Annotated in this window: 15 protein-coding genes and 1 pseudogene; 9 read left to right on the forward strand and 7 right to left on the reverse strand. The window is 69.0% G+C overall.

All coding sequences use genetic code 11. From position 1 onward, the window contains the following. Positions 1 to 83 precede the first annotated feature (83 nt). Complete coding sequence (locus tag AB0I10_RS19640; RefSeq protein ID WP_363153768.1) at positions 84 to 623, forward strand: sigma-70 family RNA polymerase sigma factor; 540 nt, start codon at positions 84 to 86, stop codon at positions 621 to 623. Beyond that, positions 616 to 1,626 (forward strand): CU044_5270 family protein, encoded by a 1,011-nt coding sequence (locus tag AB0I10_RS19645; RefSeq protein WP_363153769.1) that lies wholly within the window; start codon positions 616 to 618, stop codon positions 1,624 to 1,626. Before AB0I10_RS19640 ends, AB0I10_RS19645 begins: the two co-directional genes overlap by 8 nt. Here AB0I10_RS19645 and AB0I10_RS19650 read toward each other — a convergent pair. Continuing rightward, a complete protein-coding gene (locus AB0I10_RS19650; protein WP_363153770.1) occupies positions 1,605 to 1,823 on the reverse strand; it encodes a DUF397 domain-containing protein in 219 nt (72 codons plus the stop codon). The two genes, AB0I10_RS19645 and AB0I10_RS19650, sit on opposite strands and share 22 nt — an antisense overlap. Further along, positions 1,783 to 2,462: pseudogene (locus AB0I10_RS19655) on the reverse strand (helix-turn-helix transcriptional regulator). Before AB0I10_RS19655 ends, AB0I10_RS19650 begins: the two are co-directional and overlap by 41 nt. A gap of 435 nt (positions 2,463 to 2,897) precedes the next feature. Between AB0I10_RS19655 and proP the strand changes: the two are divergent. Next, a complete protein-coding gene (gene proP, locus AB0I10_RS19660; RefSeq protein WP_363153816.1) occupies positions 2,898 to 4,355 on the forward strand; it encodes a glycine betaine/L-proline transporter ProP in 1,458 nt (485 codons plus the stop codon). A 66-nt stretch (positions 4,356 to 4,421) separates the two neighbouring features. Here the strand turns inward: proP and AB0I10_RS19665 are convergent, their stop codons facing one another. After that, positions 4,422 to 6,374 (reverse strand): PQQ-binding-like beta-propeller repeat protein, encoded by a 1,953-nt coding sequence (locus AB0I10_RS19665; RefSeq protein ID WP_363153817.1) that lies wholly within the window; start codon positions 6,372 to 6,374, stop codon positions 4,422 to 4,424. A gap of 2 nt (positions 6,375 to 6,376) precedes the next feature. Continuing rightward, the gene (locus AB0I10_RS19670; protein WP_363153771.1) at positions 6,377 to 6,754 is read right to left on the reverse strand and encodes a hypothetical protein; all 378 of its coding nucleotides are present in this window, start codon (positions 6,752 to 6,754) and stop codon (positions 6,377 to 6,379) included. A gap of 250 nt (positions 6,755 to 7,004) precedes the next feature. Here AB0I10_RS19670 and AB0I10_RS19675 point away from each other — a divergent pair, with 250 nt between their 5' ends. The 3 genes from AB0I10_RS19675 (at position 7,005) to AB0I10_RS19685 (ending at position 9,151) form a co-directional block, all read left to right on the forward strand. Continuing rightward, on the forward strand, positions 7,005 to 8,126 hold the full coding sequence (locus AB0I10_RS19675) for a DUF2330 domain-containing protein (protein WP_363153818.1): 1,122 nt from the start codon (positions 7,005 to 7,007) through the stop codon (positions 8,124 to 8,126). A 77-nt stretch (positions 8,127 to 8,203) separates the two neighbouring features. Further along, positions 8,204 to 8,548 carry an antibiotic biosynthesis monooxygenase gene (locus AB0I10_RS19680; RefSeq protein WP_363153772.1) on the forward strand — a complete coding sequence of 115 codons (345 nt, stop codon included), beginning with the start codon at positions 8,204 to 8,206 and terminating at the stop codon, positions 8,546 to 8,548. Between the two features lie 78 nt (positions 8,549 to 8,626). Then, positions 8,627 to 9,151 carry a GNAT family N-acetyltransferase gene (locus AB0I10_RS19685; protein WP_363153773.1) on the forward strand — a complete coding sequence of 175 codons (525 nt, stop codon included), beginning with the start codon at positions 8,627 to 8,629 and terminating at the stop codon, positions 9,149 to 9,151. A gap of 35 nt (positions 9,152 to 9,186) precedes the next feature. Here AB0I10_RS19685 and AB0I10_RS19690 read toward each other — a convergent pair whose 3' ends face one another. Continuing rightward, positions 9,187 to 11,265 carry an MFS transporter gene (locus tag AB0I10_RS19690; protein ID WP_363153774.1) on the reverse strand — a complete coding sequence of 693 codons (2,079 nt, stop codon included), beginning with the start codon at positions 11,263 to 11,265 and terminating at the stop codon, positions 9,187 to 9,189. Positions 11,266 to 12,049: 784 nt separating this feature from the next. Between AB0I10_RS19690 and AB0I10_RS19695 the strand changes: the two genes are divergently transcribed. Both AB0I10_RS19695 and AB0I10_RS19700 read left to right on the forward strand, forming a co-directional pair. Next, on the forward strand, positions 12,050 to 12,616 hold the full coding sequence (locus AB0I10_RS19695; RefSeq protein ID WP_363153775.1) for a peptidoglycan-binding domain-containing protein: 567 nt from the start codon (positions 12,050 to 12,052) through the stop codon (positions 12,614 to 12,616). A gap of 345 nt (positions 12,617 to 12,961) precedes the next feature. After that, positions 12,962 to 13,624, forward strand: coding sequence for an HAD-IA family hydrolase (locus tag AB0I10_RS19700; protein WP_363153776.1), 663 nt, complete (start codon positions 12,962 to 12,964; stop codon positions 13,622 to 13,624). A 70-nt stretch (positions 13,625 to 13,694) separates the two neighbouring features. Here AB0I10_RS19700 and AB0I10_RS19705 read toward each other — a convergent pair whose 3' ends face one another. Together AB0I10_RS19705 and AB0I10_RS19710 are read right to left on the reverse strand one after the other, a co-directional pair. After that, positions 13,695 to 14,276: a TMEM165/GDT1 family protein gene (locus AB0I10_RS19705; RefSeq protein WP_363153777.1), complete on the reverse strand. Its 582-nt coding sequence runs from the start codon at positions 14,274 to 14,276 to the stop codon at positions 13,695 to 13,697. Positions 14,277 to 14,469: 193 nt separating this feature from the next. Next, a complete protein-coding gene (locus AB0I10_RS19710; RefSeq protein WP_363153778.1) occupies positions 14,470 to 15,228 on the reverse strand; it encodes an ABC transporter permease in 759 nt (252 codons plus the stop codon). Between the two features lie 288 nt (positions 15,229 to 15,516). Here AB0I10_RS19710 and AB0I10_RS19715 point away from each other — a divergent pair, with 288 nt between their 5' ends. After that, entirely contained in the window at positions 15,517 to 16,161 is a 645-nt protein-coding gene (locus AB0I10_RS19715; protein WP_363153779.1) for an HNH endonuclease family protein, read from the forward strand. Positions 16,162 to 16,278 lie beyond the last annotated feature (117 nt).

A 16,278-nucleotide genomic window follows, 5' to 3' on the forward strand; every position in this document is an offset into this window, starting at 1 on the left:
ATGTGCGGTAGGTGTCCGGAGGCCCGGAAATATTCACCGGGACCGGGTGTGAAGATCGGGGCCATGCCGGACACCTACGGTTCATGAGCACGGACGACGCCTTCGCCGATGCCTACCGCGCGCACTACTGGGCGGTCAGCCGCTTTGTGGCGCGGCGGCTGGACGGGCAGGCACATGAGGTCGAGGAAGTGGTGGCGGAGGTCTTCTCCATAGCCTGGAGACGCCGCGCCGACCTGCCCGACGCACCGCTGCCCTGGCTCTACGGAGTGGCCCGGAACTGCCTGGCCAATACGGTCCGGGGGCTCGGCCGTTACCGGCGGCTGCTACACCGGCTCGGCAATCACGAGACCGCGCACCGCCGGCAGACCGTCGACAGCCCGGACACGGAGCGGCCCGGCTCCTGGGTGCACGAGGCGCTGACCCGCCTCTCCCCCGCCGACCAGGAGGTGCTCCGGCTGACGGCCTGGGAGGAGCTGACCATCGACGAGCTGGCGGTGACCTTGGGCTGCGGGCAGAGCGCGGCGGCCATGCGGCTGCACCGGGCCCGCGCCCGGCTCCGTACACAGATCGACCGGATGCAGATGACCGTGTCCGCACGAGCAGGAGGCGACGGCAATGAATGACGAACTGGATCTGCTGCGCGCGGCCAATCCGGTACGGGCCGACGCAGGCCCCTGGCGGGACCGTCCGCTGGACACCCACGCCGAACGCGGCCTCAACCGTCTGCTGCACAGCAAGCGCACACGGCGGGCTCGGCGCCGCCTCGTGCTGCGCGCCGAAGCCGCGGTACTCGCGCTCGTCGCCGTGCTCGCGTTCGCCTTCTCCGGCGCCGGCGCCAGCCCGGCCGCCGCCGCGCCCGCCGCGCTCGTGCTGCGCACCAACACCCCGTCCGTAACGCTGAACGAGCTTGCGCGCAGGGCGGAGGCGAGGGCGAAAGGGGCGGGTGCACACACTGGCCCTCGCCGGGGCAGCCATCTGCAGAGCTGGTACATGACCATGGAGGCGGGCCCGGATGCCGCGCCGCCCGTTACCGTGCCCGAGGAGCGCATCACCCGTTGGCGGGCGGATGGCAGCGGCTCGGAGCTGGTGGTGGCCACCGACCCCCGGCACCCGGGGCGCCCCGTGATCCATGACGCCGACGGTCGCTGGCGCACCGTCAACGACGGCAAGATCCTGCACCGTAAGAACTATCCGGCGGGCTCGGGCGCACAACACGGCGGCCTCGCGTCCCGTACGAAGCCACCGACCGACCCCGAAGCGCTGCGCGAACACCTCACGACGCTCTACGGGGGCGCCGACGCCAAGACGCCTCAACTACTGCTGGCACTCTCCACGTTGCGGCAGGAGTGGACACCGGGTCCGCGCGAGGCAGCCGCCATTGTCCGGATGCTGGCGGACATGGGCGGGCTGCACCCTGCGGGCACGGTGACGGACCGGCTCGGGCGCCGCGGGCAGGCGTATGTGTACGACGGCCCGGACGGCTCGATGGACGCCACCCGCCAGATGGTGATCTTCGACCCCGCTACCGGCCAACTCCTGGGCAGTGAGATCACGTTCACGAAGGACCTCCCCGACTTCAAGATCAAGTCGGGGGAGGTGCTGTCCTACGAGGCGTGGATGCGGTGAACGCCGTTGGCGACCGCCGCGACAAAGGCCGAAAAGGCGGCCGGGGGGAAGGTGAGGGCGGGCCCCTCGGGGTTCTTGGAGTCGCGGATGGCGATGGTGGTGGGGAGGGTGGCTATTTCGACGCAGTCGCCCCCCTTGTCGCCGCTATAACTGGACTTACGCCAGCGAGCCTGGTTCAGGTCGGGTTTGCTCCCCATAGCGTTCCTCCATTAGGCGCCGGATCAGCTCCGCCGAGCCCTCCAGGGACAGGGCAGCCGCTTGGAGGTGATCGTAACGGAGCGAACAGCCCCTGACTTCAACAGGATTGGCGGTCGCGTGACCCGACTCGTAGTCCTCGGCATAGACGATGGCCGGGTCACTGTCGAAGCGGTAGAGGTTAAACGCGCCTTGGGCTCCGGCATGAGCTCCGGCGTTGAATGGCAACACCTGCACGTTTACGCGAGGGTTGTTGTAGAGGCTCAACAAGTGAGCCAGTTGGTCTCGCATAACCTCCCTACCACCGACCTCTTGGCACAGCGCCGCTTCACTCAGGACCACCCACAGAAGCGGCCCCTCCTCGCCATCCAGAATCCGCTGGCGAGCCATTCGAGCAGCTACTTGGCGTTCCAGATCCTTCGCGTCCAGCACACCGAGAACCGCTCGCGCATAGCCTTCGATCTGCAACAGACCATGGACGAGGTGGGTATGGAAGACGGAGATCTCCTCGAAGGGGAGTAGCTGATGATCGCGGCCAGCGCGCGCTGCGTCAGCCCCGCACGCTCGCGATGGCGACGTAGTTCGTACCCGTAGTAATCGAGCGGTGATGCACTGGGATCGAGGACATTGGCTTTCGGCACAGGCGTTCCCTTCACTCAACTCGTCCAACACCGGGCCGGGTTGGATTCCAGTCGCACCGGTCGTAGCTCAGAGTAGTCAGTCCGTCGCACCCTTGAGGCATGAATGGATAACTCTGCGTGATTTCGAGTGGCGGGACCTGTCCGGATACCGGATCCTTGAGGGACGCGACGATCCATCGGCGCGGCGGTGCACGTATGCCGCCGCGCCGTTTTTCTGCCGTGCGGCGCGTCACAGGGCCTCTCGGTTGCAGTTGATCACCGCGAGATGGATCACAGACCAAAGTCCCGCCCAGCGTCCCCTCAGGGGGCGTTTTCCCAGCTGGAGCGGGTATGCGGGCGACTGCGCGGTCATCCGCGCACTGTCCGTGATGACCTGGTCTGCCCCTATGGTCGACCTTTGCCCCCGTGTCAGTCCTGGCAATGGCGGGCGATGTCATGCAGTCGTCCAAGAGAGCGCAGGCGAGCGAACACGTGCCGACGCAGTCCCCCGTAGCACCCGACCCGACCCGTCTGGAAAAGCACACATCCAGTGAGGTCGGTGAGATCGGCGAGACCGGTGAGGTCACCGTCGTCGATCCCGCGATGGTCAAGCGTGCGGTGTCGGCGGCCGCGCTCGGCAATGCGATGGAGTGGTTCGACTTCGGCGTCTACAGCTATCTCGCGGTCACCCTCGGCCATGTCTTTTTCCCGTCCGGGAATCCGACCGCGCAGTTGCTGTCGACGTTCGGAGCGTTCGCGGCGGCATTTCTCGTACGGCCCATCGGCGGCATGGTCTTCGGCCCGCTCGGTGACCGGATCGGCCGGCAGAAGGTCCTGGCGATCACCATGATCATGATGGCGGTGGGCACCTTCGCGATCGGTCTGATCCCGTCCTACGCCTCCATCGGTGTCGGCGCGCCGATTCTGCTGCTCGTCGCCCGGCTCGTGCAGGGCTTCTCCACCGGTGGGGAATATGGCGGAGCCTCCACCTTCATCGCCGAGTACGCGCCCGACAAGAAGCGCGGATTCCTTGGCAGCTGGCTGGAGTTCGGCACGCTGGTCGGTTATGTCGGCGGTGCGGGTCTGGTCACTCTGATGACCGCGGCGCTGTCGGCGGACGATCTCCACTCGTGGGGCTGGCGCATTCCGTTCCTGATTGCGGGGCCGATGGGCATCATCGGTCTCTACCTGCGGATGCGGCTTGAAGAGACCCCGGCGTTCGCGCAGTTGGAGAAGGAAGCGCGGACGAAGGAGAAGGTACGCCGCGAGGCCGAGAAGCGGATCGGTATTCGCGAGATGGTCTTCGGTCAGTGGCGGGCGATGCTGCTGTGCATCGGGCTCGTTCTGGTCTTCAACGTCACCGACTACATGCTGCTGTCGTACATGCCGAGCTATCTGACGTCGGAGCTGAAGTACGACGAGACGGACGCGCTGATGGTCGTGCTCGCGGTGATGGTCCTGATGATGTGCGTCCAGCCGTTCGCGGGGCGGCTCAGCGACCGGTTCGGGCGTCGGCCCGTTATCGCCACGGGGTGTGTGGGCTTCCTGGTGCTTTCCGTGCCCGCGCTGCTGCTGATCCGGCAGGGGTCGCTGTTCGCGATCGCGCTGGGTATGGGGGCGCTGGGGCTGCTGCTGGTGTGCTTCACGTCGTCGATGCCGTCCGCGCTGCCCGCGCTTTTCCCGACGAAGGTGCGATACGGCTCACTGTCGATCGGCTTCAATATCTCGGTGTCGCTGTTCGGTGGTACGACTCCGTTGGTTGTTACCGCTCTTATCGGCGCTACTGGTGACCGGATGATGCCCGCGTACTACATGATGGCGGCGGCCGTTATCGGTGGGATCGCCGTACTGCTGATGTCGGAGAGCGCACGGAAGCCGCTGCCCGGATCGCCGCCCGCGGTGGAGAAGAGCTAGTCGAAAAGAGCTGGTCGAGAAGAACTCGTTGAGAACAGCTGGTCGAGAAGAGCTCGTTGAGAGGAACTAACCGCTGCCGGCGGCAGTGACCGCGTACAGGTTGCTGTCGCCGCTGCCGACGTACACCACCCCATCGACCACCGTCGGCGACGAATTCACACCCCTTTTGGTCAGGCGCCTCCAGTGTTCGTTTCCGCTGGCGGCGTCGACCGCATACAGGTTGGCGTCATCACTACCGACGTACACCACCCCATCGGCCACCGCCGGTGACGATGACACCGCGCCCTTGGTGGTGTACCGCCACCGAAGTTTCCCGGCGGCTGCGTCAACCGCATACAGGTTGGCGTCGTAGCTGCCGAAGTACACCATGCCGCCGGACACCGTCGGCGACGCCACCTCGCCCTTGGTGGTGTAGTGCCACCGATGTTTTCCGGTAATGGTGTCGATCGCATACAGGGTGTGGTCGTCACTGCCGACGTACACCACTCCGCCGAACACCGTCGGGGACGAATAAACCCCTGAGCCGCCATCACTGGACCGGTAATTCCATAACGCCTTTCTGCTGGTGATGTCGATTGCGTACAGCCCGCCGTCGTCGCTGCTGACGTACATCACTCCGTCAGCAACCGTCGGCGACGAGGAATAACTGGCGAGGACGATGTTGTACTGCCACCGAAGTTTCCCGGTGGCGGCGTCGATCCCATACAGGTTGGCGTTGTTGCTGCCGAAATACACCATTCCGTCGGCCACCGTCGGCGACGAGTCGATGTCTCCTTCGTAGTGCCACCGATACTTTCCGGTAGCGGCATCGATCGCATACAGATTGTTGACCTCGCCGCTGAAGTACACGACTCCGTCGGCGACCGTCGGCGACGAATACACCGGCTCCTTGATCGTGTAGCGCCACCGATGTTCTCCGGTAACGGCGTCGATGGCGTACAGGTTGTTATCGGTGCTGCCGACGTACACCACACCGTCTGCCACCGTCGGCGACGAAATCACCGAGCCATGGGTGGAGTACTGCCATCTCAGCGTGCCGGGCGAAGGAAGACGCTGGTCCCCTTGCAGCAGGATGCCTGACGCGGCCGCGGCTCCGAGGCGCAGCGCGTGACGACGGGTGAGGGGATCGATCGCACGGAGGGACATCGGAAGGGGAATCCGGCTTCCGTACCCCGCGGCAGCGGCAACCGGCGGGGAGGCGGAAACCGGCGGGAGGGCGGAAACCGGAGTGGTCGCCGGCACAGCCTCGGACTGCTGCAAGTCGGCGGGCGGAATCCAGTGGATGTTGCGCGCGATGAGAATGCGGCCCTCGACACTGTCCATTCTCTTCGGCCGTTGCTGCGGCATCTCGTCGACGACCTTGTCGTAGACGTAGCTGTACAGCTCGTCGAGGGTGATGTTCCCGTCGTCGTCGAGGTCGGCGCTGCCGTCCCGGAGCCCCTGCACGAGATGACGGGTGAAGACCGATTGTGCGGCCCGGCCGCGGAGCTTGTCGCCTTCGAAGGAGTACTGAGTGGCATCGGACGCCGTCAGCACGGTCCGTCCGCGGCCCTGGAAGCGCTCCAGGGCGTGCACGTCGCCGGTGGCGGCCTTGGCCAGGCGGCCGGCGGGGAAGGCGCCGCTGTAGCAGCAGTCGAGGATCAGCACCTTCTGCCGGGACATGCAGCTGCTCATGGCCTGGTCGACCAGCTCCGCGGGCAGCGAGGTGAATGCCAGGTTGTCGCGGCGCGTGTTGGTCATCGCAAGGTGGAGCCGGCCCTCGTCGTCCTTGAGGCCGTGGCCGGTGAAGTACAGCAGGGTGAGGTCGTCGCGCCGCCGGTCACGGTAGAGATCACCGATGGCCTCGCCCACTTCGTAGTGCGGCTTATTGACCAGTTGGGTGACCTCGAACCCCGCAATCTGCGGGTCCCGGAGCACATCTGCGAGTGCCTCCGCATCGTGCGCCGGTGCGGTCAGTCTCCGCAGTCCCGCGTCCTGGTACGCGTATGTCGCAATCAGCAGGGCCAGGCGACGCCCCACGGTCAACTGCCGGTCCCGTGACGTTGGACGAACGCGTCGATCAGCTGCCTGCGCTCGTCGGCGGTCGCCTGCTCCAGTTCGAGAGTGTCATCGTCGATGGTCACCGAGATGCGATGTCGGGCGGACTGCCGGCCGAGCCAGTCGCCCAACAGCGCGATGAGCTGGGTGAACACGCCGCCTGACGCGCTCAGCGCCACCACGATCGCGCCGAACGCAATCGCGTCACCGCTCTTCGCCCCCTCAGGAGCCGGGGCGCCGGGCAGGGGCCGAACGGACTCGACGTCCAGCTCGGCGATCTCCGCCCGCAACCGGCGCGTCAGCCGCTCGCTCTCCTCCGCGTCCCACTCGCCCTCGGACCCGACAACCACTAACGCGTCCATCGCACCCCCGTCGCGGCGGTTGCTACCCGCCCACGTCGCTTGACATGTCCACCGGCAGGATATGACCGGACGACGGAAGACGACCGTGAGTCCGACAAACCCAGCAGCCCGATGAACGCCGTTGCGCACACCGCGTGGCCGACGAAGACCGGAACCGTACGCGCCGTTCCATCCGTCTGTGACCGTGCTGATCGCGTTGGTCGGCAGAGAACGAACGGGGACGAGGATGGGCCTGGCTGGCGTGGCTGACATGGCTGGCATGGATACGGCGCGCGGCGGAGGAGTGGGACGGCGGCGAGCCCTTGTGGTCGTGCTGCTGTTGCTGGCGGTACAGCTCGTGTCGCTGGCCAGGCCGGCGTACGCGTGCGGGTGCGGGGCGATGGTGGTCGACGAGAAGACCACGCTGTCGGTGAACCGTGAGACCTCGGCGGTGCGTTGGGACGGCAAGCATGAGCAGATCGTGATGAGCCTGACGGTGGACGGCACCGCCCCGGACGCCGCGTGGATCATGCCGGTGCCGCACCGCGCCAAGGTGGAGCTGGGCGACTCCGACCTCTTCTCACAACTGGCCGGTCTCACCGCGCCCGCCGTCAAAACGCGCCATTACTTCTGGCCGCACAGCAGCGACTGGCCGTTCGGCGGGCATGGGGACACTGCCGCGGCCCCGCTTCCCGGCGCGCGTGGCCCGGGTGTCGGTGTCGTCGGCCGGGAGCGGCTGGGGCCCTTCGACGTCGCCCGGCTGACCGCCACCGACCCGGACGCGTTGCGCGACTGGCTGAAGTCCAACGGATTCCAGCTGCCTTCATCGCTGGCGGCCGAGCTGCGTCCGTATGTGGCGCAGAAGTGGGAGTACGTAGCGGTCCGGCTGGCTCCGGCCGCTCCCGAGAACCGCAGCTATCTGTCGGGGACCCTCGATCCGCTGCGGCTGTCCTTCGCCAGTGAGCGGCTCGTCTATCCGATGCGGCTTTCGCGGCTGGCCAAGACACCGCAGTCGCTGGGGCTTTATGTCTTCGCGCCGCACCGGATGGAGCCGCGAAGCAGCATCGGAGGGAAGTCGCCGGAGGTTTTCTTCGCCGGGCGGATCAAGCCGGAGGGGCAGGTCCGCGACCTCGCCGGGGACGGCACGACCTTTATGACCGCCATCGATCAGCAGTTTCCGCAGCCGCAACGGATCAGCGGTGACCATGAGTTGCGGCGGGTGGCCGGCGACTCGCCGTATCAGCGGGTCACCTACAGGTACTCGCTGCTGAAGGTGGGCGGGATGCCGGCCTGGATTCTCGCGGTCGGCGGGGTGTTTGCGCTGGCGGGGGTGGTGGCCGTGGTGATGGTCTGGCTGCGCAGGCGCCGTACGGTGACGCATCCGATGGGTTGAAGCTGCACGGGTGAGCCACCAGGGGGTTCGCGGCCCTGACCCTCATCCCTTTTGCACCATGCGGCACGATGGTCAACATGAGCATCGTGAAGATCAACGCACTGACCGTGCCGGCCGAGCAGCGGGAGGTTCTGGAGAAGCGGTTCGGGGCGCGCGCCGGGACCGTGGACTCCTCGGACGGCTTCGAGTGGTTCGAGCTGCTGCGGCCCGTGGAGGGCACCGACCAGTACCTCGTCTACACCCGCTGGCGGGACGAGGAGTCCTTCCAGGCGTGGATGGAGGGACCGATGAAGGCCGCGCACCAGGGTGGTGCCCAGGGCGGAGCGGGTGGTGAGGGCGGCGAGCGGCCCAAGCCCGCCGCGTCCGGATCCACGCTGTGGTCCTTCGAGGTGGTGCAGCAGGCGGGACCCAAGCAGGTCTGATCGCGTCGCGGAGGGCGGGGCGGGCGGCGGGCCGAAATCCGTTGCGTTCCGTCCCGTCCCTGCGGCCACAATGGCGCCATGAACGACGCCACCACCCTCCGCCTCCCCTGGGCCGTCTCCGCCGAGCCGGTCGGCTCGCCGGACGCCAAGGCGCTGCTGCGGGAGTACTACACCGAGGTCGCCGACCGGTACTTCGAGCTGCACGAGGGACGCCGCTCGACACCCGAGGAGATCGACGAGGGGCTGGCGGACTACCCGAGCGGCGATCTGAAGCCGCCGAACGGTGTGCTGCTGGTGGCCCGGCACGGTGACACCGTGGCCGGATGCGTCGGCGTACGGCTGCTGGACGCGCGGACCGCGGAGCTGAAGCAGATGTTCGTGCGGTCCGCGAAGCGCGGCATGGGCGGCGCGGGCGGGCTGCTCACGGCCGCGGAGACGGCCGCGGCGCAGATGGGCGCCGAGCGGGTCCGGCTGGACACCCGGCTGGATCTGGTGGAGGCCGTCGCGCTCTACCGGCGGCACGGTTTCGTCGAGATCGCTCGGTATCACGACGACCAGTACGCGGAGATCTTCTTCGAGAAGCGGCTGCGGGCGCCGTCCTAGAGCGTGAGACCCGGGCTCGGCGCGGACCGTGAGCCCTACTTCGTGAGGTCCGGCGGCCGGGGTGTCCGGGTCGGGGTGTGCGGCAGGGGTGGCCGGGCGTCGCCATCGTGCGGCTCCTCCGCGTCCGAGCCGCACAGCTCCGCCGTCAACTGCTTGACGAGTTCGGTGAGATCGGTGGGCCGGTCCTTGGTCCACCAGTCGCCCAGCATCTCCGCGAGCGAGTCCTGCCGGGCGGCCGAGAGCCGGTCCGCCGTCTCCCGTCCCCGGTCGGTGAGCAGCAGCATCAGCCCTTCCCGTACGGCGAGATGGCGCTCCTCGATCTGGCGGACGCCTTCGGAGATCACGCCGAGCGGTACCTTGCTGCGTTCGGCGAGCAGTCCCGGTTCCACCGAGCCGTAGCGGTGGATGCGCAGCACCAGCCAGCTGGCGGCCGGTTTGAGGTCCAGGCCGGCCCGTGCGGTGATCTTCTCGTAGATGTGCTTCCGGCCTTCCAGGCTGCCGAGTTTGGACAGGGCGCGGGCGCATTCGTCGTGCGACGAGCGCTCGACCGGGTTGGAGGAGAGCACCTCGCTGGTCTCGGGGGCGGTGACGCTGCTGCGCAACGGCTCCTCCCGGAGGAACCAGGCCAGCACGAAGGCGACGAGGACTACAGGGGCGGCGTAGAGGAAGACGTCGGTGATGGAGAGGGAATAGGCGTTGAGGACGCCGGTCGCCTGGTCGGCGGGCAGTTGCGCGACCGTGCGCGGGTCCTCGGCGATCTTCGACGGGTCGAGACCGGGCGGGAGTTGCTGCCCGGCGACGGCGTCCGCGATCCGGGGGCCGAGCTTGTTGGCGAAGATCGCGCCGAAGATGGAGACGCCGAACGAGGCGCCGATGGAGCGGAAGAACGTGGCGCCGGAGGTGGCGACGCCCAGGTCCTGGTAGGCGACGGCGTTCTGCACGATGAGCACCAGGACCTGCATCACCAGGCCGAGCCCGAAGCCGAAGACGAAGAAGCAGGCGCTCATGACGGCGACGCTGCTGGACGGTTCGAGCTGGTGCAGGAGCAGCAGGCCGAGGGCAGTGACGCTGGTGCCGGCGATCGGAAAGACCTTGTAGCGGCCGGTGCGGCTGACGATCTGCCCGGAGCCGGTGGAGGAGATCAGCATGCCGAGCACCATCGGCAGCATGTACACACCGGACATGGTCGGCGAGACGCCCTTGACGACCTGGAGGAATGTCGGCAGATAGGTCATCGATCCGAACATCGCGAACCCGATGATGAAGCCGATGACCGCGGTGAGGGTGAAGGTGTGGAGCGTGAACAGGCGCAGCGGCAGTACGGGTTCCGCGGCCCGGCGCTCGACGAGGACGAACGCGATGAGCAGGACGACGCCGAGTACGCCGAATCCCACGATCTGCCAGGAGCCCCAGGGGTAACTGACGCCGCCGAGCGAGGTCATCAGGACGAAACACGCGGCGACTCCGGCGATCAGGCCGGTGCCCAGGTAGTCGATCCGGTGCGGGGTGCGGCGTACCGGGATGTGCAGCACGGTGGCGATGACGGCGAGCGCGATGACGCCGATGGGGACGTTGATGTAGAAGACCCAGCGCCAGCTGAGGTGGTCGACGAACAGCCCGCCGAGCAGTGGCCCCAGGACGCTCGTACCGCCGAAGACGGCACCGAACAGGCCCTGGTACTTGCCGCGTTCGCGGGGCGGCACGATGTCGCCGACGATCGCCATCGACAGCACGATCAGGCCACCGCCGCCCAGGCCCTGGAGCGCCCGGAACGCGATGAGCTGCCCCATGTCCTGGGCGATACCGCACAGCACCGAGCCGATCAGGAAGATCACGATGGCCGTCTGGAACAGCTTCTTGCGGCCGTACTGGTCGCCGAGTTTGCCCCACAGCGGGGTCGCGGCCGTCGAAGCCAGCAGATAGGCGGTGACCACCCAGGAGAGGTGGTCGAGGCCGCCGAGTTCGCTGACGATGGTGGGCAGCGCGGTGGCGACGATCGTCTGGTCGAGCGCCGCGATGAGCATGCCGAGCAACAGCGCGCCGATGGCGACGAGGATCGTCCGCTGGGACCGGCCCTCGCCGGGGACGGCAGGAGCGCCGGTCTGCTGCGCCATGAGCGTCTCCCTCTGTCTGTTCCGGGCCGTGTGTTCCGGGCCGGGTGTCCGGGGCCGTGTGTTCCGGTTTCTGGCTACGGCCCCGTGGCCGGTTCCAGACCATGGCCGACCATGGCCGACCCGAGACCGTGGCCGGTTCCGGACCGGCCTCCGGGCTTCTTCCATCGTGGGCGGTTGCAGGGGATATGGCCCGTTGAGAGCCCGGTGGGGCCGACTTGCGGCCTCGCGCACCGGCGGTTGCCCGGGAGACACCCGGCGGATGCCCGCTGGATGTCCACGAGTGCCTGTGCGGACCGCGACGGCCTCTGGATAATCGCTGCCGGTTCGAGGGCTCAACCAGGGGAGGCGACCACTCGTGGCAGCAGAGACGTGCCCACACTGCTTCGCGCCCGTGCGCGGCGACGGCCGGCCTGCGTGCCTGTGCGCGGCGGCCGAAGCGGAGGGCTTTGATCCGCTGCGAGTACGGCCCTACGTCTCGCTGCCCGACAGGGGTGGGGACGGACACGCGGACGGGGATGGAGGTGGAGGTGGAGGTGAGGGGCGAGGTGCCGGCTTAGGCGGCTCGGTCGCGGTGGATGCGGCCGTTCGTGCCGTGGACGTGGCCGGCGCCCCGGCCCCCGCGCCCTCTCCCGCCCCTGCGGCGCTTGTGCCCCGCGTGTATCGCCGTTCGGGGTCGGCCTCCAGGACGGTCCCGTCGACCACGGCGCCGCCCGCCCCCAGCCCGCCCGGCTCCCCCTTCCCTCGTTCCGCGGCCCCCTCCCGGGCCAAGCGCGCGTTTCCGGCCATGCTGGCGGTCGCCGGGGCCGCGGTGGCCGCCACGGCGGTGCTGCTCGGCGGCGATGTGCTGGCCGGCGGGGAGCAGGACCGTACGGCGCTCCCCGACCGTGGCACGGCAGCCCCCACCGCCGCCTTCCCGACCGACAGCGACGACCGCCCCGCGCGGAGCGGGGCGCCCTCCTCCCCCGCCGCGACCCGCTCGCCGTCGCCGGACGCGAGCGGCGCCGGGACCGCCGGGGCCACGGCAGAGCCGTCCCGGTCCGCGCCGCCACCTCCCGCGCCCACTCAGGCCGTAGGAAACGTGACGCACTCCCCCGGTGGCCCCGGCCCGAGCGCCCCGCCCACCGGGCCGATCGTGCTGCGGGAGGGGTCCAGCGGCCCGGAGGTCATGGAACTGCAGGACCGGCTGCGGCAGCTGGCCGTCTATCCGGATGACGCGGACGGCCGGTACGACGCGGACGTACGGGCCGCGGTGGCGCGATATCAGCAGGTGTACGGGGTGGAGGGGGACCCGGAGGGCGTCTACGGCGCGGCGACACGAGCGTCCCTGGAGGCGCGTACCAGCGAGCCGTGAGCGGGGGGTGTGGGCGGGGTGTGGGCGGCCCCCGAGTGGGGCGCGGACGAGGTCTTGGCGAGGTGTGGGCCACAGCGGGGAGCGAGCGGTGACCAGGGCCGGTTGTCGATACCCCCACCCGTTTTGTATCGTGTAGGAACAAAGTGGTTCCGCCCGCACTCCCTGACCGGCGGGCGGGACCACATTTGTCTTTTGTCGCTCGTCTCTTGCCGCGCGTCGTTTGCCGCTTGCCTCTGCCTGCCTTCTTCGCCCGCAGCACTCGCATTCGCCCCGCAGCACGCACGCCACGCGTACGGACACTCTCCGTACGGCCACCTTCCGCTCGTAGCGCCCAGGAGCCCGCCGATGACGGCCACCACCACGCTCACCGCCCGCGCACTGCTGCTCGACATGGACAGCACGATCGTGAACTCCGAGGCCGTCGTCGAGCGCTGCTGGCGCCGCTGGGCGGCCGAGCAGGGGCTGCCGGCGGACGACGTCCTCAAGGTCGTACACGGCCGGCAGGGCTGGGCCACCATGGCGGCGCTGCTCCCGGACCGCCCGATGGAGCTCAACATGGCGGACAACCGCCGGATGCTGGCGCAGGAGACCGCCGACATGGACGGCGTGGTGCCGGTCCCGGGCGCGCCCGCCTTCATGGACGCGATAGCCGGGCTCCCGCACGCCCTGGTGACCTCCGCCGATATCGCCCTGTCCGATGCCCGGATGGGCGCGGCCGGACTGGCCATGCCGTCCGTGCGGATCACCGCGGAGAGCGTGAGCGCCAGCAAGCCCGACCCGGAGGGCTTCCTCAAGGGCGCCGCCGAGCTGGGCTTCGCCCCCGAGGACTGCCTCGTCTTCGAGGACTCCGAGGCGGGCATCACGGCGGGCCGGGCCGCGGGGATGCGCGTCGTCGGGATCGGCGACCGCGCCACCGAGTTCGCGCCCACCGCCCACGTACGCGACCTCACCCAGATCCGCGTCGAGGCACTGGTGGACGGCGGAATCGCCGTACATGTCACCGGCTGACACCGGGACGGCCGTACGCATCACAAGGTGAGGCCGGGCGCGACGGCACGCGAAACCGCCCCGCCTTCCCTCAGCCCGCAACCGCCTCATAAAGACTGAAGCCCGCCAGCAGCAGCATCGCGCAGGCCGCGACCTTCGTGATGAGCCTGAGCGGTACGTACTTCATGAGCGTGCGGCCGCCCAGGATGCCCAGGCCCGCCACGGTCCACAGGGCCAGGACCGCGCCGACGCCGACGGAGAGCGGGTCCTCGTAACGGGCCGCGAGGTTGGCGGTCATGATCTGGGTCAGATCGCCGAACTCGGCGACCAGGATCATCATGAAGCCCGCCCCGGAGACCTTCCAGAAGCTCTGGTCGGCGGGCTTCTTCACGTCCTCCTCGTCCCCGTCCTTCCGGAACAGCAGGACGGCCGCGCCGGCCAGGAAGAGCACGCCGACCACCGTCTGTACGAGACGGTGCGGGAGCAGGGTGAGCACGCTGCCCGCGGCGATGGCGAGCGCGACATGGACCAGGAAGGCGGCGGCGACGCCCGCGAAGACGTACGAGGCGCGGTAGCGGGTACCGAGCATCAGTCCTGCGAGGGCGGTCTTGTCGGGCAGCTCGGCGAGAAAGACGACGCCGAAGACGACGGCTGCGACGGTGAAGCTGAACACGGGGCTGGACACCTCGATCGGTCGGGCCGCCGCACCGAAAAGCCCGGGAAGAGGGGTCGCTTCGGCACGGCAGCGTCAAACACTGCGGCCGAAGGTCTCGCTGGCGCGGTACGGACACGTAACGGACCCGTACCGGCCTCCGGGCGCCGGCGGGCCACGAGGGCTCGCAGTATGTCGACGGTCCGGCGAAGAGCTACTCCCCTTCTGCTGCGGTCAAGCCTACGCGGTGGATCCGGCCGCGGGCGACCAGTTCCAGCGCCGTCGCGCACGCCGCCGCCTGCACCGCCAACAGTGCGACGAGCACGAACAACTGCACCGCACCGGCCTGTACGGGCGAGGCGCCGCCCAGCAGCATTCCGACGAACGCGCCGGGAAGTGTGACCAACCCCACCGTCCGGGTCTGGTCGAGGCCCGGCAGCAGCGCGTCCGACGCGGCGGGGCGGGCGATCTCCATCCGCGCGTCGCGGTCCAGCAGCCCGAGCGCGAGGCCCGCCTCCACCTCTCCGCGCCGGCTTTCCAGTTCGTCCAGCGCGCGCCGACCGCTGAGGACGGTGGCGGTCAGCGCGCCGCCGATGAGGATGCCGACGACGGGGATGAGGATGAGGCCGCGCGGCGGCACCAGGCCGGTCAGCAGCAGGAGACCGACGACGGGGGCGACCCCGGCGGCGATCGGTACGGCGGCCCACCACCATGTGCGGTTTCGGGTGATCCGGCGGCCGGCGGTGCGTACCGCCACCGCGTACATCAGGGCGAGGAAACACAGCAGCCAGGGGAGCGCGCCGACGACCCAGCCGATGAGGTAGGAGACGGCGGCGAGTTGGGCGGCGGCGCGCAGACCGGCGACGGCGATGGCCCGAGCGTGGCCGAGATGCGCCAGCGCGGCGACGACCACGGCGACGACCAGCAGGATGGCGAGGATGACGCCGAGGGTGGTGTTGACCGGCAGCAGCACGCGATCACTGTAGGGGCGCGGTCGCCGTAGGAGGCGGATGCACGGGGGGGGGTGTGGGGTGCGCGGGTGCGTCCCGGCCGGAGCGCGCCCGCATCCCATCGCAGCCCGCCCCCGATCCCCGACCCCCGACCGGCGCGGCCCGAACCGGGTATGGCGCCCCGTCAAACTCCTTGAACTGACGTGGGCATGTCGTCACTCTGTTACCTGGAGCCCATCCGGTGGAAACCCCACGTAGCCACCATGGGCCCGCATTGCACAGCAACTTCCCCCCACTTCACGGGAGTTTCGATGTCAAAGGTCTACGCGCGTCGCGTGTCCATAGCCGCCGGTTCGGCAGCAGCCCTGGTCTGCACGCTGATGCTGAGCGGGCAGACCGCCCAGGCGGCTCCTCCCAGCCCGCCCGACGCGGCCACCGCCCGCACCTACCTCGCCGAGATCAAGGAGCAGGCCGAGGGTCCGCAGGACGGCTACAGCCGCGACAAGTTCCCCCACTGGATCGATCAGGGCGACGGCTGCAACACCCGCGAGGTGGTGCTCAAGCGCGACGGCACGGACGTGGAGCAGGACGGCAGCTGCGCCGCGACGAGCGGCACCTGGGTCTCGGCGTACGACGACGCGACCTGGACCCAGGCGTCCGATCTGGACATCGACCATGTGATTCCGCTGTCCGAAGCATGGAAGTCGGGCGCCGCGGACTGGACCACCGAGCGCCGTCAGGAGCTCGCCAACGACCTCACCCACTCCCAGCTGATCGCCGTCACCGACAACGCCAACCAGGAGAAGGGCGACCAGGACCCGGCGGAGTGGCTGCCGCCGAAGGCCTCGTACCACTGCGAGTACGCCCGGATGTGGGTGTCGGTGAAGCACGAGTACGGCATGACCGCGGACTCCGCGGAGAAGGCCGCGCTGAAGAAGATCCTCGACGGTTGCTGAAGCAGACCCTCGACATCTGCTGAGCGGCCGGCCGCCGCCACCCCTCGGGGGAGTCCGTCTCCCGCCCTCGGGTGAATCGATCCTGCGCGCCCGCCGACCGGGACAACCGGCCGGCGG

This window comes from Streptomyces sp. NPDC050636 (genome assembly GCF_040654775.1).
Lineage (GTDB): Bacteria > Actinomycetota > Actinomycetes > Streptomycetales > Streptomycetaceae > Streptomyces.